This window comes from Lactiplantibacillus sp. 30.2.29 (assembly GCF_018991255.1).
GTDB classification, from domain to species: domain Bacteria; phylum Bacillota; class Bacilli; order Lactobacillales; family Lactobacillaceae; genus Lactiplantibacillus; species Lactiplantibacillus pentosus.
On record NZ_JAGYGU010000016.1, the window covers coordinates 12,030 to 27,655 of the forward strand.

18 protein-coding genes and 1 pseudogene are annotated in these 15,626 nt (G+C 43.4%); 17 read left to right on the top strand and 2 right to left on the bottom strand.

What is annotated here, in order from left to right:
• The first annotated feature begins 33 nt into the window (after positions 1 to 33).
• From KGF65_RS10060 to KGF65_RS10070, 3 genes are read left to right on the top strand one after another with little or no spacing between them, the layout of a single operon-like run.
• The gene (locus tag KGF65_RS10060; RefSeq protein WP_050340287.1) at positions 34 to 246 is read left to right on the top strand and encodes a hypothetical protein; all 213 of its coding nucleotides are present in this window, start codon (positions 34 to 36) and stop codon (positions 244 to 246) included.
• Complete coding sequence (locus tag KGF65_RS10065; protein ID WP_158296970.1) at positions 230 to 1,120, top strand: ABC transporter ATP-binding protein; 891 nt, start codon at positions 230 to 232, stop codon at positions 1,118 to 1,120. Before KGF65_RS10060 ends, KGF65_RS10065 begins: the two co-directional genes overlap by 17 nt.
• Positions 1,117 to 1,863: a hypothetical protein gene (locus tag KGF65_RS10070; RefSeq protein ID WP_213472696.1), complete on the top strand. Its 747-nt coding sequence runs from the start codon at positions 1,117 to 1,119 to the stop codon at positions 1,861 to 1,863. The genes KGF65_RS10065 and KGF65_RS10070 overlap by 4 nt, the downstream gene beginning before the upstream one ends.
• 207 nt (positions 1,864 to 2,070) lie before the next feature.
• On the opposite strand, the gene KGF65_RS10075 is transcribed toward KGF65_RS10070, so the two are convergent.
• A complete protein-coding gene (locus KGF65_RS10075; RefSeq protein ID WP_216748416.1) occupies positions 2,071 to 2,754 on the bottom strand; it encodes a YjjG family noncanonical pyrimidine nucleotidase in 684 nt (227 codons plus the stop codon).
• Between the two features lie 96 nt (positions 2,755 to 2,850).
• Here KGF65_RS10075 and KGF65_RS10080 point away from each other — a divergent pair, with 96 nt between their 5' ends.
• From KGF65_RS10080 to KGF65_RS10120, 9 genes and pseudogenes are all read left to right on the top strand, one after another.
• Entirely contained in the window at positions 2,851 to 3,420 is a 570-nt protein-coding gene (locus KGF65_RS10080; RefSeq protein WP_101872965.1) for a sugar O-acetyltransferase, read from the top strand.
• Positions 3,421 to 3,491: 71 nt separating this feature from the next.
• On the top strand, positions 3,492 to 3,935 hold the full coding sequence (locus KGF65_RS10085; RefSeq protein ID WP_003639569.1) for a universal stress protein: 444 nt from the start codon (positions 3,492 to 3,494) through the stop codon (positions 3,933 to 3,935).
• A 134-nt stretch (positions 3,936 to 4,069) separates the two neighbouring features.
• Positions 4,070 to 4,255, top strand: coding sequence for an antitoxin MazE (locus tag KGF65_RS10090; RefSeq protein WP_101872966.1), 186 nt, complete (start codon positions 4,070 to 4,072; stop codon positions 4,253 to 4,255).
• 344 nt (positions 4,256 to 4,599) lie between these two features.
• A pseudogene (locus tag KGF65_RS10095) lies at positions 4,600 to 5,238 on the top strand (NAD(P)H-binding protein).
• Between the two features lie 80 nt (positions 5,239 to 5,318).
• On the top strand, positions 5,319 to 6,653 hold the full coding sequence (locus KGF65_RS10100; RefSeq protein WP_101874287.1) for an MFS transporter: 1,335 nt from the start codon (positions 5,319 to 5,321) through the stop codon (positions 6,651 to 6,653).
• Between the two features lie 110 nt (positions 6,654 to 6,763).
• A complete protein-coding gene (locus KGF65_RS10105) occupies positions 6,764 to 7,621 on the top strand; it encodes an aldo/keto reductase (RefSeq protein WP_101872968.1) in 858 nt (285 codons plus the stop codon).
• A 17-nt stretch (positions 7,622 to 7,638) separates the two neighbouring features.
• Positions 7,639 to 8,490, top strand: a complete 852-nt coding sequence (locus KGF65_RS10110) for an aldo/keto reductase (protein WP_101872969.1) — start codon at positions 7,639 to 7,641, stop codon at positions 8,488 to 8,490.
• A 126-nt stretch (positions 8,491 to 8,616) separates the two neighbouring features.
• Positions 8,617 to 9,231 carry a flavodoxin gene (locus KGF65_RS10115; protein WP_216788197.1) on the top strand — a complete coding sequence of 205 codons (615 nt, stop codon included), beginning with the start codon at positions 8,617 to 8,619 and terminating at the stop codon, positions 9,229 to 9,231.
• 194 nt (positions 9,232 to 9,425) lie between these two features.
• Positions 9,426 to 9,617: a hypothetical protein gene (locus tag KGF65_RS10120; protein ID WP_101874288.1), complete on the top strand. Its 192-nt coding sequence runs from the start codon at positions 9,426 to 9,428 to the stop codon at positions 9,615 to 9,617.
• Positions 9,618 to 9,737: 120 nt separating this feature from the next.
• Here KGF65_RS10120 and KGF65_RS10125 read toward each other — a convergent pair whose 3' ends face one another.
• Positions 9,738 to 10,616 (bottom strand): LysR family transcriptional regulator, encoded by an 879-nt coding sequence (locus KGF65_RS10125; RefSeq protein WP_216748418.1) that lies wholly within the window; start codon positions 10,614 to 10,616, stop codon positions 9,738 to 9,740.
• A 120-nt stretch (positions 10,617 to 10,736) separates the two neighbouring features.
• Here KGF65_RS10125 and KGF65_RS10130 point away from each other — a divergent pair, with 120 nt between their 5' ends.
• From KGF65_RS10130 to KGF65_RS10150, 5 genes are all read left to right on the top strand, one after another.
• A complete protein-coding gene (locus KGF65_RS10130; protein WP_213472717.1) occupies positions 10,737 to 11,600 on the top strand; it encodes an aldo/keto reductase in 864 nt (287 codons plus the stop codon).
• A gap of 61 nt (positions 11,601 to 11,661) precedes the next feature.
• A complete protein-coding gene (locus KGF65_RS10135) occupies positions 11,662 to 12,516 on the top strand; it encodes a GRP family sugar transporter (protein ID WP_213472694.1) in 855 nt (284 codons plus the stop codon).
• Positions 12,517 to 12,725: 209 nt separating this feature from the next.
• On the top strand, positions 12,726 to 13,511 hold the full coding sequence (locus tag KGF65_RS10140; RefSeq protein WP_101872974.1) for a glucose-1-dehydrogenase: 786 nt from the start codon (positions 12,726 to 12,728) through the stop codon (positions 13,509 to 13,511).
• Between the two features lie 118 nt (positions 13,512 to 13,629).
• A complete protein-coding gene (locus KGF65_RS10145) occupies positions 13,630 to 14,481 on the top strand; it encodes an aldo/keto reductase (RefSeq protein ID WP_101872975.1) in 852 nt (283 codons plus the stop codon).
• A gap of 437 nt (positions 14,482 to 14,918) precedes the next feature.
• Positions 14,919 to 15,557 (top strand): histidine phosphatase family protein, encoded by a 639-nt coding sequence (locus tag KGF65_RS10150; protein ID WP_101872976.1) that lies wholly within the window; start codon positions 14,919 to 14,921, stop codon positions 15,555 to 15,557.
• Positions 15,558 to 15,626: the final 69 nt, after the last annotated feature.

Below are 15,626 nucleotides of genomic sequence, written 5' to 3' on the forward strand. Positions count from 1 at the left end.
CCAGATTAATTTTGAAAACTGAGGAGGAACCTGATGATTTACGAAATCCTAGTTCCATTAATTCTAATTTACCTGATTTATATCGGTTACTTTTTGTACGATTTAACGCATGTTATCAAGACAACCAAATATGTGCCTAAGCTAGTGTGGGGCCTTGTCATTTGCCTTTCAGTACCGCTCGGCGGGTTACTTTATTATGTGTTAGGACGTCAACTAGAAGGTGAAAAGCGTGAAAAAAATCGTTGAAACCACAGATTTAACTGTCAAATTCAAAGATTTTCTGGCGCTCGATCATATCAACGTTTCAATTGAACAATCTACTGGTGTGATTGGCTTAATTGGACCGAATGGGGCTGGAAAAACGACACTTCTCAATACATTTATTGGGCAGATTGGCCTTTTTGAAGGGACTGTCGTTGCTGAAACGGCACACATTGCCTATTGTCCAGATACGCCCGAATTCGATCCATATCTGAGTGCGTTTGAAATTATGCAACAATCTTTGCGATTGGCTGGAAAAGACGTCAATGCCGCTAAAATTACGCAGACTTTAGAACAGGTGGGACTGTTTGAACATCGTTACCGAATAGCCGGGAATTTCTCGCGTGGTATGAAGCAACGATTGGGAATTGCGGCTGCATTGGTGTTAGAACCACAGTTGTTATTGTTGGATGAGCCAACCAGTGCACTGGATCCGTTTGGACGAGCCGACATTTTAAAAATCATCACAGAAGTTTCTCGCAGACTAACAGTTATCATCTCAAGTCATATCTTGAGCGACATTCAAAAAATCGCAACGTCGCTAATTGTGTTGAACAAGGGACAGTTGATTTATGAAGGGCCAGCAGCAGATTTCATAACGGTGAATGATCACATGGCAACATTAGCGCTTCGAGACATTGAAGCTGGTGAGGCAACACTCAATTATCTCAGTCATAAGGGGGCTGAGGTTCAGTGGGATGGTCAAAATCAGCAGGTCGTTTTTCCAGACGACCAACTATCTAAAATTTTACAACTGATGATACCAATGGCCACTCAGATCAGATACCTAGGCAGGCACGAAATGACGTTGGAAAGGTCGTTTGAAGATGCGGTGTTGCAACGGGAGGGGAAAGAATGAAGTTGGAGGTCTTAAGATGGTATCGCAGTAAAAGTTTCGTTGTTGCGTTCATTATTTGTGCGGTGTCTGGAATAATCGCACCGTTATCTGCGTATTTTGCTGATGAAATTCTCAAACAGTTTGGTGGTGATTCCGCCAAAATCATTATGTCGGCCCCAACTTGGCCAGTGGTTCTATTAGCCTATTTTAAAAATGTTGAACAATTGGTGTTATTCATCTTGGTATTTTTGGTGGCGTCAAAATGTTATCTCGGGAAGAACAAATCGCTGGCGTTATTTTACACGACTCGTGCACAGTCGGCTGGACAGATTTTTATGCCGAGAGTGATGATGGGGGTCGCTGTTACTGCCGTATCAATGGCAATCGGTGGGGCATGTGCGTTTTATATGACGTACGTATTATTTGATGGCAAACTCGACGTTTGGAATGCCTTGGCCCTTCTAGCTTTAAATATGGTCGTTATCGTGGCGTTGGTTATTGTCGGTGCAGTGATTGGTATTTGGTGGTCATCGCCATTTTTGTCAGCAATTACGATTGAAGTGTTGGTCTTAGTTGCCGGAATATTGAATGGTACCAATGGCTTCAAGTCTTGGTCGCCGACCTTGTTGTTAATGCCGCGAAACCTGGTTAACCATGCGATTGATACTTACTTTGTGGTCAGAATGGGGATTGTACTGATCGTCATTATGCTGCTGGCAGTTGCAAGTATTAAGTTCAAGCCTCTAAGGCAAAAATTGATTTAGGTTTAGTAGTACCTGTATTTCTAAAATCAGCTAACGCCTGCATATCGGGGACAGTGACCAACTGAATCTCAGCACAAAAAAGCCCTCAGAAACCGGCAATATGGATTTCTGAAGGCATGTTTGAGATTCACCGTCAGTGATGACTAGGTTCATGAACCAAAATGACGATGGCCGGTCAATAGTCGCACTGACAATCGTTAACGGTGGTTAAGCGGTTAATAACAGTTTTTGTAGCTGTGTAAAGTTATCCACAGTATAAGTTGGTTTAATGGCTGACTCATTGGGCAAGTGCTGTGGGTTATACCACACGCTCGGCAGTTGAACGTTGGCCGCACCTGCAATATCAGAGCGCAGGCTATCACCGACCATGACCGTATTGGTGGTCGTCATTTCAGGATACTGTGCGTGAATCGCCTGGAAAAAGTGAGGGCTTGGTTTGGCATAGCCGACACTCTCAGAGATGAAGATGTGGTCAAAATAAGGGGTCATGTGGGCCCCTGCCAAACGACTGAGCTGAGTATGCTTGATGCCATTGGTGCCCACTAGCAAGGTCATGCCGGCATCCTTCAGCGTGTGCAACAGGTCACGTGCGCCCGGAATCACTTGGTAACTATGGGCCAGCAATTGGTCATATTCTTGTTGGACGCTCGGACCATCGACGGTAATGCCAAGGGTCGCTAAGAAGACTTCAAAACGCTGGTCTAGTAAGGTATCTCGCGGTCCGCCTTGTTCGATTTGACGCCAGATGGTTTCGTTGTAGGCTTGATAATCGTCTTCGGCTTGTGGAATATTAGGCACACCGTGATTCTGAAAGACGGCAGTCAAACTGGCCGTTTCGGCGCGGTCAAAATCAAGAATGGTATTGTCGAGATCAAAAATTGCATACTGCATGGAACCACTACTTTCAATAGGTTTATTGAAACCATCATACAGCAAATTTTGGCAGTGTGGTATGCTTAAGTTATCATAATTTAAAGGAAGTTAAACATGGAAATCGATAATGATTCAGCGTACCAACAAATGATTAATGGCGAACTGTACTTGGAATCACCGCTCCTCCAGCAGCTGCGGCGAAACGTTCGAACCAAGCTAATGCAATATAACCAGATTGCCGATAATGATGAACGTAATACCAAAGTCAAAAGTCTGTTACGCTCAGCCGGTGACCGTTTCTTTGTCGAACCAACGTTTGAATTTAGCTACGGTGTCAACATTCGCATTGGAAACCATTTTTACGCCAATCATGGGGTCACATTATGTGATGAAGGCCTGATCACGATTGGCAATGATTGCAAGTTTGGCCCCAAAGTAGGCTTGTACACGCCAGCCCATCCACTAGATCCGACTGTGCGGCGGACGGAAGCTGAACGGACGGCGCCGATTACGATTGGCAACGATGTTTGGATTGGCGGTAGCGCGGTGATTTTACCAGGCGTCACGCTAGGCAATAACGTGATCGTCGGCGCTGGCGCGGTCGTGACGCACTCATTTCCAGACAACGTCATCGTCGTGGGTAATCCGGCGCGCGTCCTGAAAGAAAATACCCCGCAGTCATAATTGACAATTACAATTAAATTGATGAAAATAAGGGTGTAGTCAGATTATCAGAGAATGGGGAGTGGAGTCAGATGTCAGAGATGAGTCCTAAGGAATTCAAGCACATCTTAGTTGGTGTAGATGATTCAGATGATGCCCAGTTAGCGTTCCGGTACGCCATTAACCGGGCCAAAAGTGACGGGGCCAAGTTGACCATCGTTTCAATTTTGGAACAGGATAATATGAACGTTTACGAAGCCATGAGCAAGGATTTTGTTCACGGCCAGCGTAAGGATCTAGAAGAACACGTCATGCAGTATCAGAAGTTAGCGCGCGATTTCGGTGTGACCGATGTCAACGCGGTCGTCGATGAAGGTGACCCAGGCGAGACCATCGTGAAAACGGTGATCCCAGCCTTGAAGCCGGACTTGTTAGTGATTGGTTCGGTTGCCAAGCACGGTGTCCGCAAGTATTTCGGGTCGCAAGCGGCCTACATGGCAAAGCACGCACCGATTTCGGTACTAGTTATTCGGTAGGTCAGATTAATTTAGCATTGTTCAATAGGGCTGGTGAAGACTGGCCCTTTTGTTTTATCCTGTTGTCGTTAGTGTCTTCAGGTCTTGCCGCAGCGGTAACGTGGTGGTACCTGACCAGAAAGGGTGGTCGCGTGATGGAAGTAAAGATTCGTCAGATGAGTCATGATGTGGGCGTTGTGTTGCCGGCAGCGTTGGGACTAACAGTGGGTGACCGGTACGAGCGCCATCAGATGGATAATACGCTAGTTTTGACACCAGTTCATCAGGAGCTGTTCGCTAACCCGGCTGACTGGGTTGGTTTTCGCGATAGTATTTCCTAGGAAGATCGGGAGTGGGACCGGTTTGAGAATTGACGCGTGAAGGATTAATCATTTAATAGCTACACATCAGGGCACGACCGCATCCGTCGTGCCCTTTTATATTGAGATTACTGCTGAACGTCGCCCTTTCATGCAGCTTTAAGATGTATTGGCTGTAGTATGACAGGCGACGTATACATAGTTAATCAGGCGGATTGCCATACGTAAAATGTATGGTAGCATGCTTATTCGGTATTTTTCAGTGAATAAGAATCGGTTTATTATAGTGTCATTCAATCAGTTAGGCGGGTGACATAAGCTCAGTAGACTGGTTAGAGGAATATTTAATAACGGAGGATCTATTTATGAAAGTCTTGATTTTAGGTGCAGCAGGCCAAATTGGTCAAATGGTAACTAGCGATTTATTGGCACAAACAGATGATGACTTAGTGTTATTCGGTCATAACGTCTCGCAACGGTTAGCGGAATTTGAGTCACCACGAGTGACATTTGTTGACGGCGACTTTTTGGAATTCGATAAGGTGCAACAAGCTGCTGAAGGCGTGGATGCGGCATATCTGAGTTTTGTTGCCCAGCCGGACATTATCACGGGAGTCATTGATGCATTGGATAAGGCTGGTGTAAAGCGGTTTATTGCAGCTAATGTTCCTGACTTGTATCAAGAAGTTAGTGGGCCATTCAAAACATAGTATCGGCAAAATACTGGACTGACATGGCAAACTGATCTCAAGAAGTCAGCTGACTTAGTCGAAAACAGTGATTTAGATTACGTTATTTTACGTATTACTTGGCTGTACAACCAAGAAAATAATACTAAAATCCATGTTTCTGAGAAAGGTGAACCTTTAACGGAAGCTCAAGTTACACGTCAAGCGGTGGCTCAATTTGTTGTTGATTTGTTGACCGGTAGAGCTGATTATCATCGGGCCAACTTAGGATTGGGTGAGCCGAATACTCAATTCACCAAGCCAAGCTTTATGTAAGAGACAAACCTGTGAATGCTCAGAAGGCATTTGCAGGTTTATCTTTTACCAAATTAGCACTTTTAAGTTAGGAGTCTGTAATGAGTAAGAACAAAGAAAAATTTGGCATTGTATTGCCAATTATTTTATTAAGTTATTTCATGATTTTATTAGATAATTCCGTTATTTTTACTAGTACGGTAAAAATTGCGCAAGAGCTACATTTAAATGCTCAGACATTAGCGTGGGTAAGTAGTGCTTATACGTTAACATTTGGCGGTTTTCAGTTATTTGGTGGCCGCATTGGGGATGTTTTTGGTCGTAAGCGGGTGTTCTTGATTGGTTTGGTTTTATTCTCATTTGGTTCATTGATGGTGGGGCTATCAACCAATGCCGCCATGATTATCTCAATGAGGGCATTTCAAGGTATCGGCTCAGCCATCTTAGCACCAACTACTTTGGCACTGTTATTGGATAGCTATCAAGGCACAATGCGCACGCGAGCAATTGCGGCATACGGTGCAACTGCTGGCTTGGGTGCTAGCTTTGGTCTGATTTTGGGTGGCATCATCACCAGCGTGTTCTCGTGGCGGTACGGTTTTTTCTTGAATGTACCTGTGGGAATTCTGATGTTTGTCTTGACGATATTCTTTGTACATGACAGTAAGACTGAAGGTTCACGACATCTAGACTTTGTGGGGACGCTGTTATCAGTTATCGGTTTATCCGCTTTGGTATACAGCATTGATGGCACCAGTCATCAAATTTTGGCCTTGATCGTTGCGATTGTTGCTTTGATTCTGTTTGTTTATGCGGAGAAACGCATCAAGAATCCAATTATGCCATTGAAATTATTTATGGATAGAGAACGTAGCAGTGCTTACATCGCACGTTTCTTCTTCATCGGTGCGGCATTTGCCTACTTCTTTGTGACACCACAAGCTTTGCAGCGAGTGTATGGATTTACACCACTGATGGCTGGACTAGCCTTTTTACCAGCGACATTACCACAATTCTTCAGTGCGACCCAGGTTTCTAGAGTTTCAATGAAGATTGGCAATGATCGTTTGATTCTAGTTTCTATCATATCAGGAATTATTGGTGTCCTACTTTCAGCCGTGCTTGGCCTTAGTCATGGATACTGGCTAGCAGTTGGTATTCCAATGATTTTCTTTGGTGTTGGACAAGGGCTTGGATTAAGCCCACTGACTATCGCGGGAGTTGCCAATACGGATGCTGATATTGCGGGCGCCGCTTCGGGTGTCGTCAATACAGTTCATCAATTTGGACAATCGGTTGGAATGTCAATTGTTGTCGCCATGACTAGCGGCTTCAATAATCCAGCGACAAGCTATCACTATCAATTGTTGATTATTGCTGTGATTTTTATGTTGAGCTTCATTGCATCCCTTGGAATTCAGACGAAAAAGCAATAAAAAGCATTACCATACGTCTGACGTATGTTGGCATGCTTAGATAGTAATTTTCAGTGGGGTGAATCGATCTTACAATGAATTCATCAATTAAATAAAGAGGAGATCACATAATGGAAACAGTTAAATTAAATAATGGTGTTGAGATGCCCAAATTAGGGTTTGGTGTGTTTCAAGTGACAGATTTAGACCAATGTGAACAAGCGGTTGTTGATGCAATTGATTCTGGTTACCGCTTGATTGACACTGCGGCTGCCTATCAAAACGAAGCAGCAGTTGGACGGGCGATTAAACGGAGCGGGGTTGATCGTAAGGACCTCTTCATTACCTCTAAACTTTGGGTTTCAGATGCTAACTATGAACGTGCACAGAAGGGCATTGAGCAATCCTTAAATAATCTGGGCTTGGATTATTTGGACTTGTACTTATTGCACCAACCATATGGTGATGTTGCCGGTGCTTGGCGTGCTTTGGAAGAGGCTTATAAAGCAGGTAAGATTCGTGCCATCGGGGTCTCAAACTTCTATGGTGATCAATTGAAGAACTTGGAATTATCCAACGAGATCAAACCTGTGATCAATCAAATCGAAGTTAATCCATGGTACCAACAAAAATCAGAAGTTGACTTCGCACAAAGCGATGATATTCAAGTAGAGGCTTGGGCACCGTTTGCGGAAGGTAAGCACGAAATTTTCACTAATAAAGTTATTGCTGAAATTGCTAACAAATATGGCAAGTCTAATGGCCAAGTGATTCTTAGATGGCTACTTCAACGAGGAATCGTCGTTATTCCTAAATCAGTTCATAAGAATCGAATGGTGGAAAATATTAATGTTTTTGATTTTGAGTTAACAAGTGATGAAATGAATGCACTGAATAGCTTGGACAAAGGTGAAAGCCAGTTCTTCAATCATCGTGATCCAAAAGTTATTGAACAGATTTTCGGATCAAGCTTGGCACAATTAAAATAATAAAGGAGTAGATAAATATGTCAGAAGCAACTTTTAAACTAAGTAATGGTGTAAAGATTCCAGAAATGGGTATTGGTACTTTTCAAATGTCAGTTGATGACGCTGAACAGGCGGTCGTTGATGCGTTGAAAGCTGGTTATCGCTTGGTGGACACGGCTAATGCTTATATGAACGAAACTGGTGTTGGACGAGGCATTAAACGTTCTGGTGTTCCTCGTTCAGACGTTTTCTTGAGCACGAAGCTTTGGCCAACGGTCTATGCAGATGATAATGCGGTTGATGATACGTTGCAACGCTTAGGAACTGACTATGTTGATTTGATGTTTTTACACCAACCAGCTGGTGACTTTCTCACTGGATACCATCAACTCGAAAAAGCTTATAAAGATGGCAAGGTCAAAGCAATTGGTATCTCAAATTTTCAAGGCGAAAAATTACAACAGTTATTGGATAATGTTGAAATTAAACCGCATGTGATTCAAGCCGAAGCACATCCATACTTTACTGAAGATGAAGTTAGAACAATTTTGAAACCGTATGGGACAAGATTGATGGCTTGGTTCCCATTAGGGCATGGCGACAAGAGTCTGATTCAAGAACCCATTTTTGCTGAGCTGGGTCGGAAGTATCATAAAACGAGTGCGCAAGTTATTTTACGCTGGCACACACAGATGGGATTCATTGTGATTCCTGGATCTACTAATCCGGACCATATTCGTGATAATCATGACATCTTTGACTTTACGCTAACTGATGAAGAAATGGCGAAAATTGCAGGTGTAAAGAAGAATATCCGGTATTACACGCCATCAGCGGAAAATGAAGAAAAGTACGCGACGATGGCACTAGATTTTAGTACTGAAAAATAGACACGGAGTATTTTATTAATGAGTAAATCAAAAGTAATCGTGATTACTGAAACTTTACACTCGCCTTGGTGTTCACACCAGGGTTTAACATGATACTTGTTCAGAACTGAGAAAGGGTTGATTAGCTTGAAAAAATGGTTAGTTGGTATCGTGATTGCAATAGTGGCTTTAGTTGCAGGCGTTTACTTGTGGTCTGCTCAAAACGGTCGACAGCAGCACTCAGCAAGCCGTGCCAATACGGCATCTAGCAAGTCGACGACGGAATCGAGCAAACAGCATAAGATGTTAGTCGTTTATTATTTTAATTCGGGAACTACCGAATCAGCTGCAAAAACAATTCAAAAGAAGACGGGTGCTGACATTATCAAACTACAAATGAGTCCTGATTATCCAAGCGACTATTCAAAATTAACGGTGGTTGCTAAACGGCAGATTGATCGTAATCAGCATCCAAAGATTCTAAATAACATTGATTTTTCCAAATATTCGACGATCTTCTTAGGTTTCCCGACCTGGTACCATCGACCACCAATGTTTATTAACACTTTCTTTGAGAAGTATGACTTAAAAGGAAAAACAGTTGTGCCGTTCACAACAAGTATGAGTAGTTCAATTGCCGTTAGTCGCCCGTATTTGAAAAAGATGACAGCAAATAAGCAGATTGTGCTCCAAACGGGGTTTCGAGCTAATGAAACTAGCACGATTACTAAGTATTTAAAGCAACATAACTTCACCAAGTAAACATGCATCGCGCTAGTTAATTTGTCATGAATCATGATTAAATCATGCTATTTTCCAAGTTCAAGTGCTACCAGCTTAGGACTACTGGAAATCATGCGAGTTGGCGTAAATCTGCAATGTTAGATGCGTCCTCGGTCATTGAACATCAGTGAGACTGGGAGCGGATATTGAATGGATTTTGGCAGTCTAAGGGGATGACTAAAATAAAAAAAGTAGGGTTAGGATTAATTAGCATTGGCGTCTTAATACTAATTGGTATCTGGTTAGTGCTTAAGACAGAGCCCACGACTGCCTCATGGACCAATCATCAAACAGTCGTTGCGGTCAGTCGTGATCGTATCCAGAATAGTGAAAATGAAGTTGCAGAATGTGCTGATTCTAACTAATGGGTATCGTATCGGGTGTCCCTGGCATAACCAACCTATCAGGCAGTCAGTAAGTCAGTTAAATAATCGATTTAAAGCCTAGCATGGCGACATGCTAGGCTTTTGTGGTTGTTATTCATTTCAGTTAGAGGGCCAATGCTGTTGTATTTCGCTAAGCAAGGGGGCCATCTGTTTTTTTCGCAAAATTAAATAGTTGGCGTATACGACCATGCGCGCGCTTTCGTCACTGATTGGTACGGAGACACGATCCTTATCCTTTTGAACCTGGTCATTAAAGAATGGGTCACTTTGCGATAGGTTAGTCGTGAAGAATGGAAAACGTGAGTATTTAGTGATTTCAGCAAAGGCATCACGATCATCTTGATACATGAACTTTGCGTCTGAGACCTTGTCTTGAATAATGGTACTCCATGGGCCAATGGCTCGCATCACAATGAAGCTCATGCCTTTTAGTTCATCAAAAGTGATGGTTGGTTGATTTGCTAAGTAAGCAAATTGATCCAAGTTGACTTGCAGCTGTTCTTCACCAATGTATTGAGATTCAACCTCATCCGTGAAAATCTCCTGATCAGAAAAAATTACAGCGTAGCGGTTATTATCGAGTGCATCAGTAATTTGCTGATTTGAGATGATATCCGACTCAATTTGGATGCGACTATTAAGCTGAGCCTGTAGTTGGTTAAGCAGGATCAATGGCCCGGGAACAGTTGCTGCGATGGCAGTTATGTGCTGACTTTGATCATAGTTCTGCACCTTTTTAATCATCGCCGCATTCAATTTCAATAGTTTGGCTGCTTCTTTCGCTGCAAGAACACCTGTTGGCGTAAGTTGAATACTATTAGACTGACGATCAAATAACTGAACGCCAAACTCATCTTCCAGCTTTTGCATTCCACGAGTGACGGAAGGCTGGGTCACATGTAACTGTGTGGCGGTTTTGGTTAGCGTCCCAGTTTGTGCGAAGACACTCAGTTCGGCTAACAAATAAGTTTCGATCATATGAATCACTCCCAAGCATACGTTATTCGTATAGTAGCATGTTTATCTGGTAATTTTCAAACATTCAATCTCGCCTTATGATTGTTGTATTCAATCAAAGAGGTGTGAAATAAGATGGGCATGACAGAAACAGTCCAACTCAATAATGGTATTGAAATGCCAAAAGTTGGTTTCGGGGTTTTTCAAATTGTGGATGCACAACAATGTGAGCAAGTAGTGACACAGGCGTTGCATGCAGGTTATCTTTCGATTGATACTGCAACCGCTTATCAGAATGAAAGTGCAGTAGGACGTGCAATTAAAAATAGTGGAATTCAACGTGAAAAAATCTTTGTTACTTCTAAATTGTGGGTGGCGGATGCATCATACGAACGTGCTAAAGCTGGAATCCAAAATTCACTTCAGCGTTTGGGACTAGATTATTTGGACTTGTATTTATTACACCAACCTTATGGTGACGTTGTCGGTGCTTGGCGAGCGTTAGAGGAAGCTTATCAAGCCGGAACGATTCGGGCGATTGGTGTATCGAACTTTCATGCGGACCAACTTAAAAATCTAGAATTGACGACGACAATCAAGCCAGCAATCAATCAGATTGAGGTCAATCCCTGGTATCAACAACAAGCAGCAGTTGACTTTGCACGTGCTGAAGGAATCCAAGTTGAAGCGTGGGCACCCTTTGCGGAAGGCAAGCACGATATTTTTGACAATCCGGTACTAGTTGCCATCGGTCAGCAATACGGGAAGACCGCTAGCCAAGTTATTTTACGTTGGCTCTTACAACGTGACATTGTGGTGATTCCGAAGACAATTCATGAAGAGCGGATGATTGAGAATTTAAATGTTTGTGATTTTAAACTAACTGATACGGATATGCAGCGAATTGCCAGTCTTGATCAGCATCGAAGCCAATTCTTTGATCATCGTGATCCGCTAACAATTGACCAAATTTTTGGGACTAGTATTCAGAAAAGTCGCTCGTAAGGTTAAGGACGAATAGTTAACAAAATAAATTGATAAAGTGAAATTAATGGAGGAATTGCTAATGAATATTGTTTGGATGTTATTGCCCGCGATTGCGTGGGGGGTGTTACCGCTCATTGTGAGTCAATTAGGCGGGCGACCGATTAATCAAATTTTTGGTACGGCCGTTGGGACATTAATTGCTAGTATCGTCGTACAATTAATCGTTCACCCAGCCATCAACGTGACCTCAATTATTATGGCAATGATTGCAGGTGCCTTTTGGATTATTGGTCAGTTGGGACAATATACGGGTTACGCCAATGTGGGAGTTTCTAAGACGATGCCAATCTCGACTGGGTTGCAGTTAGTTGGGACATCGCTAGTCGGGGTCTTCTTATTTGGTGAATGGGGAACAACATTTGCCAAGCTTGTTGGTGGCTTAGGCGTTTTATTACTGGTAGTTGGGGTCATCATGACTTCAATTCAAGATCGCCAAGAAGCGGCTGGCGGTAATCAGCGCCGGACAATTGTGATGCTGATTGTGACGACCATCGGATTTATTGTTTTTAATGCGATTCCGAAGGCGTTATCTGCATCTGGCATTGCAATCTTTTTACCAGAATCAGTGGGAATGATTGTGGCTGTTGTCGTTTATATGTTAGTAAGTAGTCAAGGTCGAATTGTGGCAGAACGGGCCAGTTGGTTGAACATTATTGGTGGACTAGTTTTCTCAGTAGCTTCACTGACGTACATTGTTTCAGTTAGCCAGAATGGGGTCAATACGGCCTTTGTTGTTTCGCAGTTGTCCGTCGTGTTGTCAACATTAGGTGGTATGGCGTTTTTACACGAACGTAAATCCAGACGTGAGCTCGCATTAACTTTGAGTGGATTAGTCTTGATTGTGATTGGTGCGGTGGTTACGACTTTAATTTAAATACTTGCTGCAATATAACAGGCTCAGGTGAGCGTGGGATGAACCAGGCAGAAGGTGGATATCGCGTGCTATACGTTAAACGAATGCTAGCATGTTTATCAAGTAATTTTCAAAGTGACTTTTTGGCATTAGTATATAGACATTCAATCGGGAGCGCTCCTCAGTAGTGCTTCGAAAACAAGCAGTGATTGTTAAGGAGTGAAGTAAATATGTATGAAGATTTAAACGGTAAAGTGGCAGTTATTACGGGTGGTTCTAAAGGGATTGGTTCGGCTATCGCTAAAAGATTTGGTGAAGAAAAAATGAAAGTAGTCATCAATTATAACAGTGACCCAGCCGGTGCACAAAAAGCAGCTGATGCTGTGAAAACAGCCGGTGGAGAAGCTGTAATCGTCCAAGCTAATATTGCGAGTGAAGCTGGTGTGGATGCATTACTGGCCGCGGCTATTGATAATTTTGGTGACTTGGATGTTTGGGTCAACAATGCTGGTATGGAGATTAAGTCACCAACTCATGAAGTCTCATTGGATGATTGGAACAAGGTTACGGCCATTGATCAAACGGGTGTGTTCCTCGGTTCACGAACGGCGCTTGCGTACTTTAAAGCGCATCATAAACCAGGCAATATTATCAATATGTCATCTGTGCACGAACGGATTCCTTGGCCAACTTTCGCCAGTTATGCAGCAGCTAAAGGGAGTGTTAAGCTCTTTACGCAAACCATTGCAATGGAATATGCACAGGACAATATTCGAGTAAATGCCATCGGCCCAGGTGCAATCAATACACCAATTAATGCCGAAAAGTTCGCCGATCCAGAGCAGTATGACCAGACCGTTAATATGGTACCGATGAACCGAATTGGGACGCCAGAAGAGGTTGCGGCCGGTGCCGCTTGGTTGGCTTCCAATGAATCAAGCTACGTTACGGGGATTACTTTATTTATTGATGGTGGTATGACACTTTATCCTGCATTTAAGGATGGTCAAGGGTAATCAATAGTGGGTCCAATCGCCAATAATCTTGAACTATTCAATTGAAACACAGTTTACTAATCGTATTTAGACAACGGGACTAGTTACTAAGTTATCTTAACTTAAGGAGAATTTATCAATGAAAACAATTAAACTAAACAATGCTGTTGAAGTGCCGGTACTAGGATTTGGAACATTCCAAATTACTGATCCTGAAGAAGCTGAAGATGCAGTGCGCAATGCGATTCAAGCTGGTTATCGGCATATTGATACGGCACAAAGTTATGAAAATGAAGGAGCCGTGGGTCGTGGTATTGCCACTTCAGGTGTCGACCGCAAGGAACTATTTGTGACGACTAAGATTTGGGTTGAAAACACGAGTTATAAAGGTGTCATGAGCTCGTTTCAACGTTCACTTGATCGGTTAGGGTTAGACTACGTGGATCTATTGTTGTTGCATCAACCATATAATGACACTTTTGGGGCTTGGCGTGCATTAGAAGAATTGCAAAAGCAAGGTAAAGTTCGTGCGATTGGCGTGTCCAACTTTAGTGTTGAACAGGCGGTGAACCTAGCTGAATTTAATGATGTCACACCACAAGTTAATCAAATCGAAATCAATCCATTCCAACAACAAACTGAAAACATCCAGGCTTTACGGGATGAAGGTATTTCCTTAGAAGCTTGGGCCCCATTCGCAGAAGGTAAGAATGATATTTTCAGTAATCCAGTATTAACCAAGATTGGGGATAAGTACGGCAAATCCGTCGCACAGGTTATTTTACGGTGGCTGGTTGAACAAGATATTGTTGTCTTAGCTAAGTCAGTCAAGCCGGAACGAATGCGTCAAAATTTAGACATCTTTGATTTTGAATTGTCAGACGACGACAAAGCGCAGATTGCGACCCTGAATGACGGTGAGAGCCAATTCTTCTCACATGCGGACCCTAAAATGATTAAATGGATGGCTGGCCGCCGTTTGGAAGTATAGGGCTTAATCAACGGATTGAGAGTTAAAACAAATCGATACAACATACCAAGCCAGTAACGGAGGCGCTGATTGGTGAGTTGACTTGCGTGTGTTAAGTGCACAGCAATGTCGCGGTGTAACTAAAATAGCCTTATAAAAAACGAGTTATTCAGGAGAAATGCTGAATAACTCGTTTTTTTAACACGCTGATACTAGCGAGATTTGTTAGTGGATGATAAGAAGACCAACCGGACTAGTGAATACCAGTTTTAATAGCTGCACATGAGGACACGACCACCTCCGTCGTGTCCTTTATGTGTTGTGTATAGCAGCTATGCGCCAGCCAGCACGACTTTCTACTCAAATTCACACCAAACTAGTCACAAAGACCCGTTTGTCCGCCCCCGCTTTTATGCTAAAATAGTTGAATAATCTAAAAAACTAACGGAGAATTCACCATGAAATCTATCACCTTATACTTAGTCGTTGCGGGGGCAACGTACTTTAATCAACTTGACCGGTTCCAGGGTTGGAGTGGCACACCGCTAACTGTCGCTGGCGTCCAGGCGAGTGCGGCCGTTGGACAGCAGCTCGCCGATACACCATTTGAGGCGGCCTTTGCGAGTGATACCAGTCGGGCTGTTCAAACGGCGCAACTGATTTTAAATGCGCAGCCGCAAGCGGTTAAGTTACAGACATTGTCTACATTACGTGCGCCATTTTATGGTGGATTTGAAGGCACAGAACGGGCAGCCGTGTGGTCTGGTTTTGCGACCAAACTGGGCTATCCGAGTGTGCCAGACTTTGCGGCCGACCAAACGCCGAGTGAATTGCAGACACTGCTGCACGATCATGATGCAGATGGGTTGGCAGAAAGCGGGACTGAATTTTGGACCCGCTACCAAGGGGGCTTACAAGAAGTCGTGGCAGCGACGCGTGACCAGGGAACAGCGCTACTGGTCGTGGATCCCGCAACGATGCGGATGATTCGCTACCTCGCAACGGGCAGTATGGCGACCCGTGAAGAAATTGCCCCGAGTGCAGTTGCCGTGGTGACTTATACAGGGGATAAGTTTACATTGCAAGCCAGCCACTAAGTTGTCCACTGTGGATAACGCGTGACTTGCGATTTACGGGAAAATGCGCTAGGGTGAAAATTGAGTTTT

Excerpts from the sequence above, each read along its gene's own strand:
- KGF65_RS10070 (WP_213472696.1), top strand. The coding sequence starts at position 1,117 with ATGAAGTTGGAGGTCTTAAGATGGTATCGCAGTAAAAGTTTCGTTGTT.
- KGF65_RS10150 (WP_101872976.1), top strand. The coding sequence starts at position 14,919 with ATGAAATCTATCACCTTATACTTAGTCGTTGCGGGGGCAACGTACTTT.
- KGF65_RS10060 (WP_050340287.1), top strand. The coding sequence starts at position 34 with ATGATTTACGAAATCCTAGTTCCATTAATTCTAATTTACCTGATTTAT.
- KGF65_RS10075 (WP_216748416.1), bottom strand. The coding sequence starts at position 2,754 with ATGCAGTATGCAATTTTTGATCTCGACAATACCATTCTTGATTTTGAC.
- KGF65_RS10080 (WP_101872965.1), top strand. The coding sequence starts at position 2,851 with ATGGAAATCGATAATGATTCAGCGTACCAACAAATGATTAATGGCGAA.
- KGF65_RS10085 (WP_003639569.1), top strand. The coding sequence starts at position 3,492 with ATGTCAGAGATGAGTCCTAAGGAATTCAAGCACATCTTAGTTGGTGTA.
- KGF65_RS10140 (WP_101872974.1), top strand. The coding sequence starts at position 12,726 with ATGTATGAAGATTTAAACGGTAAAGTGGCAGTTATTACGGGTGGTTCT.
- KGF65_RS10090 (WP_101872966.1), top strand. The coding sequence starts at position 4,070 with ATGGAAGTAAAGATTCGTCAGATGAGTCATGATGTGGGCGTTGTGTTG.
- KGF65_RS10130 (WP_213472717.1), top strand. The coding sequence starts at position 10,737 with ATGACAGAAACAGTCCAACTCAATAATGGTATTGAAATGCCAAAAGTT.
- KGF65_RS10125 (WP_216748418.1), bottom strand. The coding sequence starts at position 10,616 with ATGATCGAAACTTATTTGTTAGCCGAACTGAGTGTCTTCGCACAAACT.
- KGF65_RS10105 (WP_101872968.1), top strand. The coding sequence starts at position 6,764 with ATGGAAACAGTTAAATTAAATAATGGTGTTGAGATGCCCAAATTAGGG.
- KGF65_RS10145 (WP_101872975.1), top strand. The coding sequence starts at position 13,630 with ATGAAAACAATTAAACTAAACAATGCTGTTGAAGTGCCGGTACTAGGA.
- KGF65_RS10110 (WP_101872969.1), top strand. The coding sequence starts at position 7,639 with ATGTCAGAAGCAACTTTTAAACTAAGTAATGGTGTAAAGATTCCAGAA.
- KGF65_RS10135 (WP_213472694.1), top strand. The coding sequence starts at position 11,662 with ATGAATATTGTTTGGATGTTATTGCCCGCGATTGCGTGGGGGGTGTTA.
- KGF65_RS10120 (WP_101874288.1), top strand. The coding sequence starts at position 9,426 with ATGACTAAAATAAAAAAAGTAGGGTTAGGATTAATTAGCATTGGCGTC.
- KGF65_RS10100 (WP_101874287.1), top strand. The coding sequence starts at position 5,319 with ATGAGTAAGAACAAAGAAAAATTTGGCATTGTATTGCCAATTATTTTA.